Origin of the sequence: Dysosmobacter welbionis (assembly GCF_005121165.3) — a bacterium.
Taxonomy (GTDB): Bacteria; Bacillota; Clostridia; order Oscillospirales; family Oscillospiraceae; genus Oscillibacter; species Oscillibacter welbionis.
In genome coordinates this window covers 2,857,202-2,871,617 of the sequence record NZ_CP034413.3, presented here as the reverse complement: position 1 = coordinate 2,871,617, position 14,416 = coordinate 2,857,202, and the positions used below count along the sequence as shown (strand labels likewise).

Below are 14,416 nucleotides of genomic sequence, written 5' to 3'. Positions count from 1 at the left end.
GTTTGCTGGGGGGGCAGAGGGCCTCTCCCCTGGCCATTTGCGAGCATTCCCCGCATGAGCGGCCGATCATGCGGGCCGTCACACCAAAGGGATTTATCTTAAAAAAGCCCCGTTGTCAGGGACTCTGGCCACGGATCCTGTCCCAGCCGCCGGACGGCTCTGGGACCGCACACAGATCTCCGTGCAAGGGGGACACCAAGACAGACTCTTGTCAGCGCGGCGCCCTTTTCTGTTCCTTATGTCGAACTCAGTTCTTATTTTGGAATTTTCGGTCGCATTATATCATGCCGTTCCCAGTTTGTCAATTCTCAGACAAGCCAAAGTTTCGCGTTTCGGCCAGCTTTTCGATCTCCGCCTGGGCAGTCAGGAGACTGCGGCGGACCAGCTCGATCTTCTCTTCCCGGCAGCGGAACAGCGGTACGGAGATGCTGAGAGCCGCGAACACCGTTCCCTTCCGCCGCAGCGGCGCGGCCCAGCAGGCCAGCTGGTCCGTGGATTCCTCCCGCTCCATAGCCAGTTCCCCGCGCCGGACCGCCTCCAACTGGGCCAGCAGGGTCTCCACATCCGTGATGGTCTGCTCTGTCAGCCGGGGCAGGCCCCCGGCATACAGCGCCCGCACCTCCTCGTTCGTCAGGCCGCTGAGCAGAGCCTTACCGACGGCAGTGGCGTTGGCCGGCAGGCGGGTCCCCACCCAGGAAATCAGCCGGATGGGCTGGGGAGAATCCTCCCGCGCCACATACAGCACCCTGTCTTGGTCCAGAATGCCCATCTGGCATGTCTCCTGGCATTTGGAAGCCACCTCCTTCATCACCTGGGTAATGGGTGCCAGCCCCCGGTCCGCCGAGAAGGCCGCTCCCAGCACCAGCGCCCGGGGACCCATAGTATACCGGCCCGTCCCATCGTCCTGCCGGAGGTATCGCCGCTCCTCCAGCGTATGTACGATGGGAAACAGGCTGCTCTTCGGGGCATCCAGGGCCTGTGACAATTCTGTCAGCGTCAAGCCCTCCTCTGAGCCGGACAGGCTCTCCAGAATATCCAAAACCCGGGCTGTGGCCCGATGCTGTCCCTGTGTCATATCGTGCTCCTTCCACGCCGGCGCTCTCCGCCGCCGATTGATTTCTCCAGGCCGATCATATCAGATGCCGCTTCGTTTGACAAGCGGGCATGCGCCGCCGCCCTGTTTTCCAACCGGCGGGATTTTACCAGATCTTCTCTTGACATTCAGCGCCGTTTTGTTATACTAAAGCCTGTTTTTCGCGCCCCGCCCGTGCGTTTTCAAAATCTCACCCCGCGGGTTTGGAGCCAGCGGTCCCGGGGCCGTATGAAGGAGGACTTTTCTATGAACGCAGCATATCTGACGCCGGCCATCACACTCTTCAACGAGGATGGCACGCTGGACCTGGCCAGCCAGGAGCGTCTGTTCAACAATCTCATCGACCAGGGCGTAGACGGCATCCTGGTGGAGGGCAGCAGCAGCGAGTTTTTCGCCATGCCCATGAACCAGCGCCGGGAGATGGCCAAATTCGCCATCGAGAAGATCGACCACCGGGTGAAGCTGATCATCGGCACCAGCCACATGGTAGCGGACGAGATCATCAGCTTTTCCAACTTCTGCCTGGACGCAGGAGCCGACGCCGTTATGATCCTGCCGCCCTACTACTTCCACTTCGGCCCCTCCGCTCTGCTGCAATACTATGACCGCCTGGCCGAGCAAATTCACGGCGATATCTACATCTACAACTTCCCTGACAACACCGGCTACACGATCCCGCCTGAGACGGTGCTGGCTTTGGCCAAGATGCACCCCAACATCGTGGGCATGAAAGACACCGTTCCCGGCATGGACCACACCCGGGAGCTCATCAAGGTCGTCAAGTCCCAGATCCCCCAGTTCGAGATCTACTCCGGCTTTGACGACAACTTCGCCCACAATGTACTCTCCGGCGGCAACGGCTGCATCGGCGCCCTCAGCAACGTGGTGCCGGAGATCTGCGCCGCCTGGGTCCGCGCCTTCCGGGAGAACGACCTGGCCGGCATCGCCAGAGGCCAGCAGACCATCGACCATCTGATGGACCTGTATGCCATCCGCAGCCCCTTCCTGCCCGTCATCAAGGAGGCCTGCCGCCTGCGGGGCATCGCCGCCACCAGTGCGGGCACCTTCCCCATGCCCAGCGCCACGGTGGAAGATGACGCCAGAATCCTGGAGCTGCTGAACCGGGAGGGCGTGCAGTAATCTGCTTCCCCCTGAAGCCGCACCGCCCCAGCCGCCGTTTTGAAAACGGCGGCTGGGGCGGTCTCTTTTTTATCAGAGAACTCCTCATGGCAGCTCTATATGGACGGACGTGTGGAACACCGGCTCCACCAGGCCGGGGATCTCCACCGCATCGGTGAAATGGACATCTTCCGTAAATTCCTTCAGCAGGGAGACGATATAAGGATGGGGCCGCTCGTCCGGACGTCCGGCGGCCACGCAGACCACGGCGGCTTTCGGCTGGAGCAGCCGCAGCAGCTTCCGGGTGGTGGAGGACAGGGAGGCATGGTGGGGCACCTTCAGGATGTCGCAGGGGGTGGCGGTCTGCGTCTCCCACATGTGGGCGTAGGCGTCGCCCCCCAGAACGATCTCCTTCCCATGGTAGTACAGCCGCTGGCGCAGGCTGGAGACGTTCATGGACTTTCCCCAGTGAATCAGGTCATAGCCGTTCCGCTCCCCCCGGAAGGCGGCGTCGTACACCGCTCTCTGCCGGGGGTACAGGGCGGGCTCGCCGAACAGGATGTCCATGGTGAGGTCGTCCGTCAGCCGGAGACACTCCACCCGGTCCCCCGGCAGCTCCTTGATCCGGCCGATCCGGTCTCCGTACCGCCGCAGGGGGCCGGCGTACAGGTCCATACACCGCAGCACGTTCCGCGCTGCCTTGGGCAGGCCGTTGTCTCCGTCCGGGTCCAGAGGGCCGGAATCGGCGGGGGGCGCATAGGGGGTCAGCAGCTCGCCCACAGTGACGGTCTCCAGCACCCGGCCCAGACCACCGATGTGGTCCCGGTGGAAGTGGGTGACCAGCAGGATATCCAGATGCGCCACACCTTGACTTCGCAGGAAATCCCCGGCAAAGATCCGGCAGGAGCGGGGGTCCTCCACCGGCGGGTGGTCGTCCCGCTCCAGGCTGTCGTGGCCGCAGTCCACCAGCATGGAAAAACGCAGCCGTTCCCCCTCCATCTCCCGGACCAGGATGGAGTCGCCGTTGCCCACGTTGATGAAGTCCAATACCAGCATGTCCAGCCCCCCTGTTCGATTGTTGCTATTACAATATCACAAGGCGCCGCCCCAGGCAATCGAAACCGCAAACGATTGCCGCCAAATTTTTGTCTTAAATTTTGACGTTCTGATAAAAGGGACCCTGCGGCACAACGCCGCAGGGCCGCTTCTTCTCCAGTTCACAGGCTCCGCAAGGCGTCCACCAGGGCGGTCTTTCCCTCCGTCCGGGCGTCCTTCATCTTGATGATCCTGGCGGGGGTTCCGGCCACCACCGCGTTGGGAGGGACGTTCTCCGTCACAACAGCGCCCGCGGCCACCACAGCCCCGGCGCCGATCCGCACCCCCTCGATCACCACGGCGTTGGCGCCCACCAGGACGCCGTCCTCCACCACTACCGGGGTGGCGGAGGCGGGCTCCACCACCCCGGCCAGCACGGCTCCGGCGCCGATGTGGCAGTCGTCTCCCACCGTGGCCCGTCCGCCCAGGACAGCCCCCATGTCGATCATGGTGCGTTTGCCCACCACAGCACCGATATTGAGGATGGCCCCCATCATGATGACGGCACCCTCGCCGATCTCCACCTTCTCCCGAATGATGGCCCCGGGTTCGATCCGGGCCTTGAGATCTTTCAGGTCCAGCAGGGGCACGCCGGAGTTCCGGCGGTCGTTCTCCACCACGCAGTCGGTGATCTTCTCCCGGTTGTCCTCCAGGATGGGCGCCAGCTCGGCCCAGTCCCCAAAGACGATGCGGCTCTTTCCCTCACCGAACACTTCAGCGGATCCGAAGTCCACCGGAGCCGACAGGTTGACGTAAATCTTTACTGGGGTCTTCTTGGGGGAATCTGCGATATAGTTGATGATTTCCTGTGCATTCAAAGCCATCACGCTCCAAACAAGATTTTTTGCAGGTCATAGACCCCTTTGGGCCGCCCAGGCAGCAGCCGGGCGATGTGCAGGGCCCCGTTCACAAAGATCTGGCGGCTGGCAGCCCGGTGGGTCAGCTCCAGTTCCTCATCCGGCCCAAAGAAATGGACCGTGTGGGTCCCGGCCACGGTGCCGCCCCGGAGTGCGTGGATGCCTACCTCATCCTTCTCCCGGCGGCCGCAGTTCCCCTCCCGGCCATACACCGGCCGCAGGCGGTGCTGGGGATCGACAGCTTCCAGCAGCAGCTTTGCGGTGCCGCTGGGGGCGTCCGCCTTCTGGCTGTGGTGGGTCTCGGTGATCTCGATGTCAAAATCCGGCCCCAGCACCGGGGCGATGACCTGCAGGGCCCGGGCCAGCACCGCCACCCCCAGGGAGTAGTTGGCGCTCCACAGCACCGGGGCCGCAGAGCCCAGGGCAAAGAGACTCCCCTTCTCCGCCTCCGTATACCCGGTGGTTCCAGAGAGGAGTGGCGTCCCCGTCCGGCGGACATAGGAGGCGACCTCCGGCAGAGCCTCCGGGCGGGAAAAATCCATCACCACGTCCGCTACACGCCCCAGTCTGCCCAGCTGGCCCAGATCGTCCCGGCCGAAGACGGCCTCAATCTCATCCCCGGCGGCCGCAGCGGTCTCCCGGATCAGCGTCCCCATTTTGCCCCGGCCGATCAAAATGATCCTCACAGCAGTCCCGCCTCCTCCAGCGTCCGGCGGAGTGTGGCGGCGTTGGCCTCCCCCATCTCGCACAGGGGCAGCCGCATGGGACCCACGTCCAGCCCCATCATATTCATGGCGGCCTTCACCGGGATGGGGTTCACCTCCAGGAACAGGTCGTTCATCAACTGCAGGTACCGCAGGTGGTTCTCCAGGGCCCGGGCATGGTTCCCGTCCAGCCAGTCCGCCACGATCTGGCGGCACATGGCGGGCATCACGTTGGCGTAGACGGAGATGACGCCGCTGCCGCCGATGCTGAGGATGGGCACAGTGATGTCGTCGTTGCCGGAGTACAGGGCGAAATCCGGTCCCACGCAGCGAGCGATCTTCATGGCGTAGGACATATCGCCGCTGGCTTCTTTGATGCCGGCGATGTTGGGGTGCCGGGCCAGCCGTTCCACCACGGAAACCGGGATGGAGCAGCCTGTACGGCCCGGCACATTATAGAGGATGCAGGGAATGTCCACCGCGTCCGCCGTCTCGGCGAAGTGGCGGTACATCCCCTCCGCGTTAGCCTTGTTGTAGTAGGGGGAGATCAGCAGCAGGGCATCCGCCCCCATGGACTGGTACAGCCGGCTCTTCTCGATCTGGGTGACAGTGCAGTTGGAGCCGCTGCCCACCATCACCGGCACCCGGCCGTCCACCACCCGGATGGTGTGCTCCACCACAGCGGCATCCTCCTCATGGCTCATCGTGGAGTATTCGCCGGTGGTGCCCAGGGTCAGGATGCCGTCGGTACCGGCGGCGATCTGCCGCTCCAGCAGCTCTGTCAGCATATCGAAGTTGACGCTGCCGTCCTGGCGGAACGGGGTGACCATGGCGACAATGGAACCTTGCAGATGTTCAAATTTCATGTGAGTGTCCTCCGTCTTTCTTTTTGTCCGTTGGTTGAAGCAACAAAAAAGTCGGTAGAGACACGCCCCTACCGACAGCTCTTTCACACCTCTGCACCCATGCAAAAAGCGGAGTTCCCTGTAAGCGGATAGCGCCCCCGCGGAAAATTCCGCGGACAGTCCCGTGGGTATTCCCCACGGACCCACCCCCTGCCCATACCTGACCAGGGAGTTCGGCGGACTTGCCTCCCCCACGATCCTCGCCCGTCGGCTCCCATGGTCTCGTCGCATCCGCGCCTCTATCTCATTTTCTGGTATCATACCATTACATTCTCCCTTTTGGCAAGGGAAAAAACGGAAAAAAGCGCGTCTGGCAGTCCCGTTTCCTTGTCAAAAGGGACGAAAAATCCCGGTTCCTCTGGTCACCCGACCGTGTCTGTGGTATGATATGATTATTAATGTCATCTCAGAAGGGGAGGTCCTGTCCATGTCCGCCGTCGATTACCGCCGTGCCCTGCACCGCATCCCGGAGCTGGATAACCAGCTGCCGGAGACGGTTCAGCTGGTCCAGCGCATTTTGGCCCCGCTGCCCTGCCGGGTGTTCTCTCCCATCACCGGCAGCGTCTGCGCCTGGTTCGACGCAGGGAAGAGCGATGCCGTGGCATTTCGGGCGGAGCTGGACGCGCTTCCGGTGACGGAGGCCACGGACCTGCCCTACGCCTCTGTCCATCCCGGGCGGATGCATGCCTGCGGCCACGATGCCCACACCGCCATGGTCCTGACCCTGGCGGAGTATGCGGCGGAGCATCTGGCCGAGCTGCCCCGGAACGTGCTCTTCCTCTTCCAGCCGTCGGAGGAGACCACCGGCGGCGCCGGAAAGCTGTGTGAGAGCGGCGTGCTGGAGCGCTACCGGGTCCGCCGGATCTTCGGCCTGCACCTGTGGCCCGGCCTGGAGGCCGGGACCATCGCCTCCCGCCCCGGCCCGCTGATGGCACGGTCCAACGAGGTCACCGTCACCGTAGAAGGCCGCAGCGTCCACATGTCCCGGGCGGACGAGGGCTGGACGCCCTGACGGCGGGCATCTCCTACCTCCAGCGGGCCTATGACATGATGGAACAGCTGCCCCCGGACCAGCCCCGGGTGCTGCGGTTCGGCAAGATGGTCTCCGGCACAGTCCGGAACGCCATCAGCGGCCGCACCGTGCTGGAGGGGAGCCTGCGCACCTACCGGGAGGACACCTTCCGTTTCTGCCGTCAGCAGCTGAAGGACATCGGCCGGTCCGTGGCAGCGGAGACCGGCTGCAGCCTGGACGTCCACCTCAGCGAGGGTTACCCCGCCGTGTGGAACCACGAAGAGCTCTATCAGAAGATCGCCGCCCAGCTGGGCGATAACGCGCCGACCCTCATGGAAAAGCCGGTGCTGGCGGCGGAGGACTTCTCCTTCTACCAGCAGTATGTGCCGGGGCTGTTCTTCTTCCTGGGCACCGGGGATACCCCCCAGCTTCACGCCCCGGACTTCACCTTTGATGACGAGGCCGTTCTGCCCAGGGGCGTGGAATTTTTGAAAAAGCTGCTGATGCTGCCGTGAGGACAGGCTCATACGCAAAAGGCCGCCGGAGGGGATCCCCTCCGGCGGCCCTGCTTTCTCTTTCCGCCCGCGGTCAGTTTGTTGTCTCCGCCTCGTAGCGGACATAGGCCATATAGGTGGTTCCGGTCCCCTCATCCCAGCAGCTCTGATAGACATAGATCTGCCCCGGCCGCTCCGGGTCGGCATAGTAGGGACAAAGCTCCCCGGTGTCCGGCAGCTCCGCCTCTCCAGCGTAGGAGAATCCCTCCGGGCACGCCTCTGGATGGCGGCCCACGCCGCCTGCCTGCACATACACCGTGCCATCCACCGTGACAGTGATCGCCGCTGTCTCCGGCTCAGAATCGTCTGTGCCGTCTGCTGCACCGTTCACCGTTCCGCCGGACTCACCGACCTCCGCCGTGTCCTCCGTGACGGCAGAGGCGCCGCCGCTTCCAGTGGCTCCGTCCCCCATGTTCATCTGTGACAGGAAGAATGTGGAGCCCACGATCATCAGCGCCAGGCAGGCCGCCACCGCGCCGGTCCAGGGGAATTCCCGCTGCTTGCGGTACGAGGCGGGCGGCGGCGCGGCCTCCCGGATGAACGCATCCCGGATATCTCCCACAGCATCCAGCAGCTGTTCCCTTGTCATAGGGTGAATCCCTCCCTCTCCAAGTGTTCCTGCAGGTCCTGCCGCAGGCGGAACAGCGCCGCGGAGACCGTCCCCCGCCGCCTGCCGCTCCAGGCGGCCAGCTCCTCCACGGAGCAGAGATACCAGTACCGACGGACAAACAGCACCCGTTTCTCCTGGGGCAGGGATTCCAAAAAGCGGTTCAGGCTCTCCGCCAGGGCGGCGGCCTCCACCTCCTGTTCCACGCCGCCGGAGGCGGGCAGGCAGTCCCCCAGCTCCGTCAGCGCCAGTTCCGCCTGTCCCTGCCACCGCTTCTGGGCCCGCAGGGCCCGCCAGCGGTCCAGGGACAGGTTCCGGGTGATCTTCCCCAGGAACGTATCCAGCCTGCCGGGGCGGCTGGGCGGCATGGCCTCCCAGGCCCGCAGCCAGGTGTCTCCCACGCACTCCTCCGCGTCCTCCCGCAGGGCCAGGATGCGGAAGGCGATCTGGTAGCAGTAGCCGCCGTACTTGGCGCTGCTCTCCGCAATGGCCGCCTCGTCCCGCTCCCAGTACAGCTCCACGATCCGGGCATCCTCCAATGCCGTCCCTCCTCTCCACTTCTCTACACGCAGTTTCCGCACAGAGCTTACATGTTGTTTTGATTTTACCATAATCTTTTCGGAATCGGAATGGTGTTCTGACGGGAAACCTTGATTTGTTCACACTTTTCCTGTATCATGGGTTTCAATTCGGCCCATCTGAAAAAGGAGGAATTGGGTTTTTATGCCATTTTCATTTGACTTCGGAGGCTTTGACCCCAGTGCTTTCGGCGGTTTCAGCGGCGGGGACGCCTCCCAGCCCCAGCGTCCCAAGCGGGAGCGGAAGCCCCGCAAGGCCATTGGCAACGCCTTCACGCGGACGCTCATCAATCTGGGCGTGACGCTGCTGTTCGGCCTGGGGTACTTTTACTTCGAGCTGCCCGCCCTGAACTTCCACGCGGAGGAGTTCTATGTCTTCGTGTTCCTGCTGTGCGCGGTGTACTGCGTGTGCGCCGTGCTCACCTCCGGCTTTCAGGGGGAGGGCGTGAAGGGGTACTTCGGCTTTGTGAAAAAGCAGTGCACCATCCCCTTCCTGGTCCTGGTGGCTCTGATCGCCGCCATCATCATCGGCGGCCTTACCTCTTGGGTGGTAATCCGGGCCGGAAGCTACAGCAAGCTGCTTTCCATCAAAGATGGTGATTTTGCTTCCGAGGTGGAGGAGATCTCCTACAATCAGATCCCCATGCTGGACGAAGACTCCGCCGCGCGCCTGGGCAGCCGCAAACTGGGCGAACTGGCGGATATGGTCTCCCAGTTTGAGATCCTGCCCTCCTACACCCAGATCAACTACCAGGGTCGCCCGGTGCGCGTGACTTCCCTGGCCTATGGAGATCTGGTCAAGTGGTTCACCAACCGCTCCGCGGGCCTGCCCGCTTATCTGATTATCGACATGGTGACCCAGGAGGCGGAAGTGGTCCGCCTGGACGAGGGGATGAAATATACCACCGCCGAGCATTTCGGGCGGTATCTGCCCCGCCACCTGCGGTTCCACTATCCCACATATATGTTTGCCGATCCGGTGTTTGAGATCAATGAAGAGGGCGAGCCCTACTGGGTCTGCCCCCGCATGGTGAAGACCATCGGCCTCTTCGGCGGCACGGACATCCAGGGGGCCGTTCTGGTGAACGCCGTTACCGGGGAGAGCCAGTATTATGAGGAGGTCCCCAACTGGGTGGACCACGTCTATGACGCGAATCTGATTATGGAGCAGTACGATTATTACGGAATGTACCACAACGGCTTTATCAACTCCATTTTCGGCCAGCGGGATGTGACGCACACCACAGAAGGCTACAATTATATTGCCATCGGGGATGACGTGTATATGTATACCGGTGTCACCTCTGTGACATCCGACCAGTCCAACATCGGATTCATCCTCTCCAACCAGCGGACCAAGGAGACGCACTTCTATTCTGTCGCCGGCGCCACAGAGGCGTCCGCGCAGGCCAGCGCCATGAGTCAGGTCCAGCAGATGCGTTACGTGGCCACCTTCCCGTTGCTGCTGAACATCGCCGACCAGCCCACCTACTTCATGTCCCTCAAGGGTGAAGACGGTCTGGTGAAGATGTACGCCATGGTGAACGTCCAGCAGTACAACATTGTAGAGACCGGCAGCACCGTAGCGGAGTGCGAGGCCAATTACCGCCGGGCACTGGCCGACAGCGGCCTCATCTCCGACGGGGATGCGGAGGCTGTTCCCTCTGACCAGGAGGAGATCAGCGGCGCCATCGCTGAGATCCGCACCGCTGTGCTGGACGGCAATTCCTACTACTTCCTGCGGCTGGAGGGACAGGACACCTTCTACGCCGTCAACGCCGCGGAGAACCCCCTGGCGGTGATCCTGAATGCCGGGGATCAGGTGACTATCGCCTACACCGCAGGGGAGGGCGGCGGCATTCTCTCCGGCACCTCCGTCGCCCGGGCCGGAGAGACCCCCGTGACCTTCACCCCGGAGGAGGCGCCAGCTGATGCCCCCGCCGAAACGGGCCAGCCGGCAGAAGATGCTGCCTCTTCCAATCAGCCCACCTGAAAATGCAGTCTCCCAGCAGGCCCCGCCGCAGATTGCGGCGGGGCCGCTTTCTTTTCGGTGCCTCCCTTTTTGTGGAAACTGCCGTTGACATCCCTTTTTTATCCGGATATACTGAATTTCATGAACAAAAAGGAGCGTGAAAATCCATGGACCTGACTCTGAACAATGCCGTTATGGGCGTGGAGCTGTCCGGCATCCGGCAGTTCACCTATCTGGTGCGGGATACCCCCGGCGCCTGCGCCCTGACCATCGGCGAGCCGGATCTGAACACCCCCGACGTCATCAAGGAGGCCGCCAAGGCCGCTCTGGACGCCAACGATACCCACTATCCCCCGGCAACGGCTATCCCTACGCGCTGGAGGCCATCTCCAAATTCGAGGCCGAGGCCCATGGCCTCCACTACGCCCCCAGTGAGATCATCCTGACGGTGGGCGCCACGGAGGCGCTGTTCGCCTCCTTCTCCACCATCCTGAACCCAGGGGACGAGGTCATCATCCCCACCCCTGCCTTCGGCCTGTATGAGGCGCTGGTCCAGCTGCAGGGCGGTGTGCCCGTCTCCCTGCCCACAGAGCACAACCACTTCCAGATCGTGCCGGAGGAGCTGAAGGCCGCCATCACCGACAGGACCAAGGCCATCATCCTGACCTCCCCCAACAATCCCACCGGCTGCGTCTACACCAAGGAGACCCTGGACGCCGTCCACGCCATCCTCCGGGACAAGCCCATCTTTGTCCTGTGCGACGATGTGTACCGCACTCTGACCTACTGTGAGGACTACCACAGCTTTGCTGAGTACCAGGACATGCGGGACCGGATCATTGTGGTCCAGAGCTTCTCCAAGCCTTATGCCATGACCGGCTGGCGCCTGGGCTACTGCATGGCGGACGCCAAGCTGATGGACCGGATCCAGGTGTTCCACCAGTACTGTGTCACCTCCGTGCCCTCCTTTGTCCAGCGGGCCTGCGTCACGGCCCTGGAGACGGACACCAGCGATGTGGTGGAGATCTTCCGCAGGCGCCGGGACTACGTCTACCAGCGCCTGGTGGACATGGGCCTGGACGCGGAGAAGCCGGAGGGCGCCTTCTACATGTTTGTGGACATCCGGAAGTTCGGCATGGACTCCAACACCTTCTGCACCCGGATGCTGAAGGAGGGCCTGGTGGGCGTCATCCCCGGCATCCACTTCGGCACCGAGGGGTTCATGCGCCTGAGCTACTGCTACTCCGACGCGGACCTGAAAGAGGGATTGGACCGGATCGAGAAGTTCATCAAGAGCCTGTAAACGCGCAAGAAGAGCCGCGGGATCAAACTCCCGCGGCTCTTTTGATTGGTCAGAGCATCCAAGCCTCTCAGCCGGACTGAGCGCAAATCGCTCACTTCCGTTTCTTTTTCGCGTGGTGCATATTGTACAGGGACACGCAGATGGCGATGACACCGGCCATCAGTCCAACCCATACATTTTGCAGGCCGTGGCCCACAAGCCAGTTATACAGGAACGACAGAGGCGGAAAAGCCCCCAGGATCGTCATAATCACTCCGGCCGCACAGGCCAGTGCCACCACTTTGATTATATACAGAACATTCTTCATCTGAGCCTGCCCCCCAGTCTGTATCCGTCAGTTCCCTCCTGATTTCTGTATGGTATTATGCGCAGCGGATGTTGGCAAACGTTCCGCGGATTTTCCCTCCGGCCGCATTTCGCCTCCCCCATACACCCGGAGCACACACAGGATGGGAGATCACGATCCCCCGCCCCTTTCGCCGCCGCACATCACTTCTGCCGATTCGCCAGCTCTTTCCGGATGGCCTTGGTCAGGAGCTCCTGGCCCTCCGGCGTGCGGAGAGTATCCAGCACCGCGGTGCGCAGTGCCTCCTGGAATTTCTTGCTGGTGAGGAACGCGTCGAACATGGTGCCGCCCTCCCCGCCGGAGGACGCCGCCACCGCCGGCTTCACTGCCGCCCGCCTGGGGGCCGGAACCGGGGCGGGCTCGTCCAGAAACGCCCCGTCCATCCAGTCGGACATCTGGGTGGTGTCGTTGGTCTCTCCCCGGAGATAGAAGAGGGACACGCCGAAGTAGGACGCCAGCTTGTTCTGCTGGTCCTGGGTGGGGGTCTGGCGGCCCGTCTCAAACTTTTCAATCGCCGTGCGGGGGAAGCCCAGGGCGGCGGCAAGAGCCGGACGGCTCAGGCCCCTGGCGGTCCGCAGCTCCTCAATGCGCTGTGCCAAAGTTACCATAAAAATCTGCCTCCTTGCTGAATGTCTATTGTATCCGGTCCCCGCCGCTCTGTCAATGCGGCGGGACTTTTCTTTTGGCTGCGGCTGTGATATGATAGCGGTTCAGAGAAGGAGTTGATCCCATGGAGCAGGAGCACAAGCGCCGCCCCCGGTACAAGGGCACCCACCCCCGCACCTTTCAGGAGAAGTACAAAGAGCATGACCCGGAGAACTACCGCTCTGATGTAGAAAAGATCATCGAGAGCGGCAAGACCCCGGCAGGGATGCACATCCCCATTCTGGTAGACGAGATCCTGGAGGTCCTTCAGATCCAGCCGGGCCAGACCGGCTACGACGCCACGCTGGGCTACGGCGGCCACACCCGCCGGATGCTGGCACAGCTCCAGGGGCAAGGACACCTATATGCCACGGACGTGGACCCCATCGAGATGGAAAAGACCCGCGCCCGGCTGGCATCTGCGGGCTTCGGGCCGGAGCTCCTCACCATCCAGCATCGGAATTTCGCCGACGTGGACCAGGTGGCCCCCGGCGTGCTCTTCGACTTCGTGCTGGCGGATTTAGGCGTCTCCTCCATGCAGATCGACGACCCGGCCCGGGGCTTTACCTTCAAGCAGGACGGTCCCCTGGACCTGCGGCTGGACCCCTCCTCCGGCGTCACCGCGGCGGAGCGGCTGCGGCAGCTGGACCAGGAGGAGCTGGAGAACCTGCTGGCGGAAAATTCCGACGAGCCCTACGCGGACCGCATCGCAAAGGCCGTCATTCAGGTGTTCCGCCGGGGCGGCACTGTGGATACCACCCGCCAGCTGTACGCCCTCATTGAGGGGGCGCTGTCTTTCCTCCCCGCCGGGGAGCGGAAGGAGGCGGTGAAGAAGTCCTGTCAGCGGACCTTCCAGGCGCTGCGGATCGACGTGAACAGTGAGTTCGAGGTGCTGTACGCCTTTCTGGAAAAGCTCCCCCATGTGCTGAAGCCCGGCGGGCGGGCGGCCATCCTCACCTTTCACTCCGGGGAGGACCGGCTGGTGAAGCAGGCCTTCCGCCAGCAGTACCGGGAGGGGCTTTACAGCGACATCGCCCAGGAGGTCACCCGTCCCTCCCCTCAGGAGTGCCGCCGGAACCCCCGGGCCCACTCCACCAAGCTGCGCTGGGCTGTCCGGGCGGAGTGAATCCTGATTTTATGGAAAAGGAGTTGACATCCATGCTGCGGGATGAGACGATCCGTCGGGTGATCCAGTTCCGGGACGACCGGGAGTGGCGGCAGTTCCACACCCCCAAGGACCTGGCCATCTCCCTGTCCCTGGAGGCGGCGGAGCTGCTGGAGATATTCCAGTGGAGCGGCGCGGACCTGGAATGCCGGGACAAGCTGGGCCGCATCCGGGAGGAGCTGGCGGATGTGCTGAGCTACTGCGTCCTGATGGCCGATGTGTGCGGCCTGGATCTGGATGAGATCCTGAACGCCAAGGTGGATCAGAACGCCGCCAAGTACCCGGTGGAAAAGGCCCGGGGCAGCGCCGCCAAATACACAGAGCTGACCTGACTGTTCTCCGGATCCCGACCGCTCCGCGCCCTGCCGCACGGGGCGGTTTTTCCGCATCGACAGCTTTTCTCCGGAACGCACAAATTTCCTCGCCGAATTTTGGAAGACACTATGGTAAATGCAACTTTT

At 62.9% G+C, this 14,416-nt stretch carries 17 protein-coding genes and 1 riboswitch; of the genes, 8 read left to right on the top strand and 9 right to left on the bottom strand.

What is annotated here, in order from left to right:
- Positions 1-301 precede the first annotated feature (301 nt).
- Entirely contained in the window at positions 302-1,075 is a 774-nt protein-coding gene (locus EIO64_RS14990) for an IclR family transcriptional regulator (RefSeq protein WP_021749722.1), read from the bottom strand.
- A 264-nt stretch (positions 1,076-1,339) separates the two neighbouring features.
- Between EIO64_RS14990 and EIO64_RS14985 the strand changes: the two genes are divergently transcribed.
- The gene (locus EIO64_RS14985) at positions 1,340-2,233 is read left to right on the top strand and encodes a dihydrodipicolinate synthase family protein (RefSeq protein WP_158629810.1); all 894 of its coding nucleotides are present in this window, start codon (positions 1,340-1,342) and stop codon (positions 2,231-2,233) included.
- A gap of 84 nt (positions 2,234-2,317) precedes the next feature.
- Here the strand turns inward: EIO64_RS14985 and EIO64_RS14980 are convergent, their stop codons facing one another.
- The 4 genes from EIO64_RS14980 to dapA all read right to left on the bottom strand — a co-directional run bounded on the left by EIO64_RS14980 (position 2,318) and on the right by dapA (position 5,734).
- Positions 2,318-3,268, bottom strand: coding sequence for a ComEC/Rec2 family competence protein (locus EIO64_RS14980; RefSeq protein ID WP_136891553.1), 951 nt, complete (start codon positions 3,266-3,268; stop codon positions 2,318-2,320).
- A gap of 161 nt (positions 3,269-3,429) precedes the next feature.
- A complete protein-coding gene (gene dapD, locus EIO64_RS14975; protein WP_021748598.1) occupies positions 3,430-4,131 on the bottom strand; it encodes a 2,3,4,5-tetrahydropyridine-2,6-dicarboxylate N-acetyltransferase in 702 nt (233 codons plus the stop codon).
- A complete protein-coding gene (gene dapB / locus EIO64_RS14970; protein ID WP_021748599.1) occupies positions 4,131-4,850 on the bottom strand; it encodes a 4-hydroxy-tetrahydrodipicolinate reductase in 720 nt (239 codons plus the stop codon). The genes dapD and dapB overlap by 1 nt, the downstream gene beginning before the upstream one ends.
- The gene (dapA, locus tag EIO64_RS14965; protein ID WP_036629911.1) at positions 4,847-5,734 is read right to left on the bottom strand and encodes a 4-hydroxy-tetrahydrodipicolinate synthase; all 888 of its coding nucleotides are present in this window, start codon (positions 5,732-5,734) and stop codon (positions 4,847-4,849) included. The genes dapB and dapA overlap by 4 nt, the downstream gene beginning before the upstream one ends.
- 121 nt (positions 5,735-5,855) lie before the next feature.
- Positions 5,856-6,023: riboswitch (Lysine riboswitch) on the bottom strand.
- Positions 6,024-6,200: 177 nt separating this feature from the next.
- On the opposite strand from dapA, the gene EIO64_RS14960 reads away from it, so the two are divergent.
- Both EIO64_RS14960 and EIO64_RS14955 read left to right on the top strand, forming a co-directional pair.
- Entirely contained in the window at positions 6,201-6,785 is a 585-nt protein-coding gene (locus tag EIO64_RS14960; protein WP_249390703.1) for a M20 metallopeptidase family protein, read from the top strand.
- Between the two features lie 35 nt (positions 6,786-6,820).
- Positions 6,821-7,300 (top strand): M20/M25/M40 family metallo-hydrolase, encoded by a 480-nt coding sequence (locus EIO64_RS14955; protein ID WP_249390702.1) that lies wholly within the window; start codon positions 6,821-6,823, stop codon positions 7,298-7,300.
- 73 nt (positions 7,301-7,373) lie between these two features.
- Here EIO64_RS14955 and EIO64_RS14950 read toward each other — a convergent pair whose 3' ends face one another.
- Positions 7,374-7,928: a hypothetical protein gene (locus tag EIO64_RS14950; RefSeq protein ID WP_025545012.1), complete on the bottom strand. Its 555-nt coding sequence runs from the start codon at positions 7,926-7,928 to the stop codon at positions 7,374-7,376.
- Positions 7,925-8,527, bottom strand: coding sequence for an RNA polymerase sigma factor (locus tag EIO64_RS14945; protein WP_249390701.1), 603 nt, complete (start codon positions 8,525-8,527; stop codon positions 7,925-7,927). The genes EIO64_RS14950 and EIO64_RS14945 overlap by 4 nt, the downstream gene beginning before the upstream one ends.
- A 142-nt stretch (positions 8,528-8,669) precedes the next feature.
- Between EIO64_RS14945 and EIO64_RS14940 the strand changes: the two genes are divergently transcribed.
- From EIO64_RS14940 to EIO64_RS14930, 3 genes are all read left to right on the top strand, one after another.
- Positions 8,670-10,517: a hypothetical protein gene (locus tag EIO64_RS14940; RefSeq protein WP_021748605.1), complete on the top strand. Its 1,848-nt coding sequence runs from the start codon at positions 8,670-8,672 to the stop codon at positions 10,515-10,517.
- A gap of 146 nt (positions 10,518-10,663) precedes the next feature.
- Positions 10,664-10,942, top strand: a complete 279-nt coding sequence (locus EIO64_RS14935; RefSeq protein WP_249390926.1) for a hypothetical protein — start codon at positions 10,664-10,666, stop codon at positions 10,940-10,942.
- Positions 10,873-11,799: a pyridoxal phosphate-dependent aminotransferase gene (locus EIO64_RS14930; RefSeq protein WP_249390917.1), complete on the top strand. Its 927-nt coding sequence runs from the start codon at positions 10,873-10,875 to the stop codon at positions 11,797-11,799. Before EIO64_RS14935 ends, EIO64_RS14930 begins: the two co-directional genes overlap by 70 nt.
- Before the next feature lie 91 nt (positions 11,800-11,890).
- On the opposite strand, the gene EIO64_RS14925 is transcribed toward EIO64_RS14930, so the two are convergent.
- A complete protein-coding gene (locus tag EIO64_RS14925; RefSeq protein ID WP_021748608.1) occupies positions 11,891-12,106 on the bottom strand; it encodes a hypothetical protein in 216 nt (71 codons plus the stop codon).
- A 182-nt stretch (positions 12,107-12,288) separates the two neighbouring features.
- Positions 12,289-12,753 carry a helix-turn-helix domain-containing protein gene (locus tag EIO64_RS14920; protein WP_021748609.1) on the bottom strand — a complete coding sequence of 155 codons (465 nt, stop codon included), beginning with the start codon at positions 12,751-12,753 and terminating at the stop codon, positions 12,289-12,291.
- A 122-nt stretch (positions 12,754-12,875) separates the two neighbouring features.
- On the opposite strand from EIO64_RS14920, the gene rsmH reads away from it, so the two are divergent.
- Both rsmH and EIO64_RS14910 read left to right on the top strand, forming a co-directional pair.
- On the top strand, positions 12,876-13,916 hold the full coding sequence (rsmH, locus tag EIO64_RS14915) for a 16S rRNA (cytosine(1402)-N(4))-methyltransferase RsmH (RefSeq protein ID WP_136891552.1): 1,041 nt from the start codon (positions 12,876-12,878) through the stop codon (positions 13,914-13,916).
- An 11-nt stretch (positions 13,917-13,927) separates the two neighbouring features.
- Positions 13,928-14,287 carry a nucleotide pyrophosphohydrolase gene (locus EIO64_RS14910; protein ID WP_021751859.1) on the top strand — a complete coding sequence of 120 codons (360 nt, stop codon included), beginning with the start codon at positions 13,928-13,930 and terminating at the stop codon, positions 14,285-14,287.
- Positions 14,288-14,416 lie beyond the last annotated feature (129 nt).

What these genes read in the sequence shown, in the direction of transcription:
- EIO64_RS14910 (WP_021751859.1), top strand. Translation starts at nt 13,928, where the DNA reads ATGGAAAAGGAGTTGACATCCATGCTGCGGGATGAGACGATCCGTCGG.
- EIO64_RS14985 (WP_158629810.1), top strand. Translation starts at nt 1,340, where the DNA reads ATGAACGCAGCATATCTGACGCCGGCCATCACACTCTTCAACGAGGAT.
- dapA (WP_036629911.1), bottom strand. Translation starts at nt 5,734, where the DNA reads ATGAAATTTGAACATCTGCAAGGTTCCATTGTCGCCATGGTCACCCCG.
- EIO64_RS14935 (WP_249390926.1), top strand. Translation starts at nt 10,664, where the DNA reads ATGGACCTGACTCTGAACAATGCCGTTATGGGCGTGGAGCTGTCCGGC.
- EIO64_RS14925 (WP_021748608.1), bottom strand. Translation starts at nt 12,106, where the DNA reads ATGAAGAATGTTCTGTATATAATCAAAGTGGTGGCACTGGCCTGTGCG.
- EIO64_RS14980 (WP_136891553.1), bottom strand. Translation starts at nt 3,268, where the DNA reads ATGCTGGTATTGGACTTCATCAACGTGGGCAACGGCGACTCCATCCTG.
- rsmH (WP_136891552.1), top strand. Translation starts at nt 12,876, where the DNA reads ATGGAGCAGGAGCACAAGCGCCGCCCCCGGTACAAGGGCACCCACCCC.
- dapD (WP_021748598.1), bottom strand. Translation starts at nt 4,131, where the DNA reads ATGGCTTTGAATGCACAGGAAATCATCAACTATATCGCAGATTCCCCC.
- EIO64_RS14955 (WP_249390702.1), top strand. Translation starts at nt 6,821, where the DNA reads ATGATGGAACAGCTGCCCCCGGACCAGCCCCGGGTGCTGCGGTTCGGC.
- EIO64_RS14990 (WP_021749722.1), bottom strand. Translation starts at nt 1,075, where the DNA reads ATGACACAGGGACAGCATCGGGCCACAGCCCGGGTTTTGGATATTCTG.
- EIO64_RS14940 (WP_021748605.1), top strand. Translation starts at nt 8,670, where the DNA reads ATGCCATTTTCATTTGACTTCGGAGGCTTTGACCCCAGTGCTTTCGGC.
- EIO64_RS14950 (WP_025545012.1), bottom strand. Translation starts at nt 7,928, where the DNA reads ATGACAAGGGAACAGCTGCTGGATGCTGTGGGAGATATCCGGGATGCG.
- EIO64_RS14920 (WP_021748609.1), bottom strand. Translation starts at nt 12,753, where the DNA reads ATGGTAACTTTGGCACAGCGCATTGAGGAGCTGCGGACCGCCAGGGGC.
- EIO64_RS14960 (WP_249390703.1), top strand. Translation starts at nt 6,201, where the DNA reads ATGTCCGCCGTCGATTACCGCCGTGCCCTGCACCGCATCCCGGAGCTG.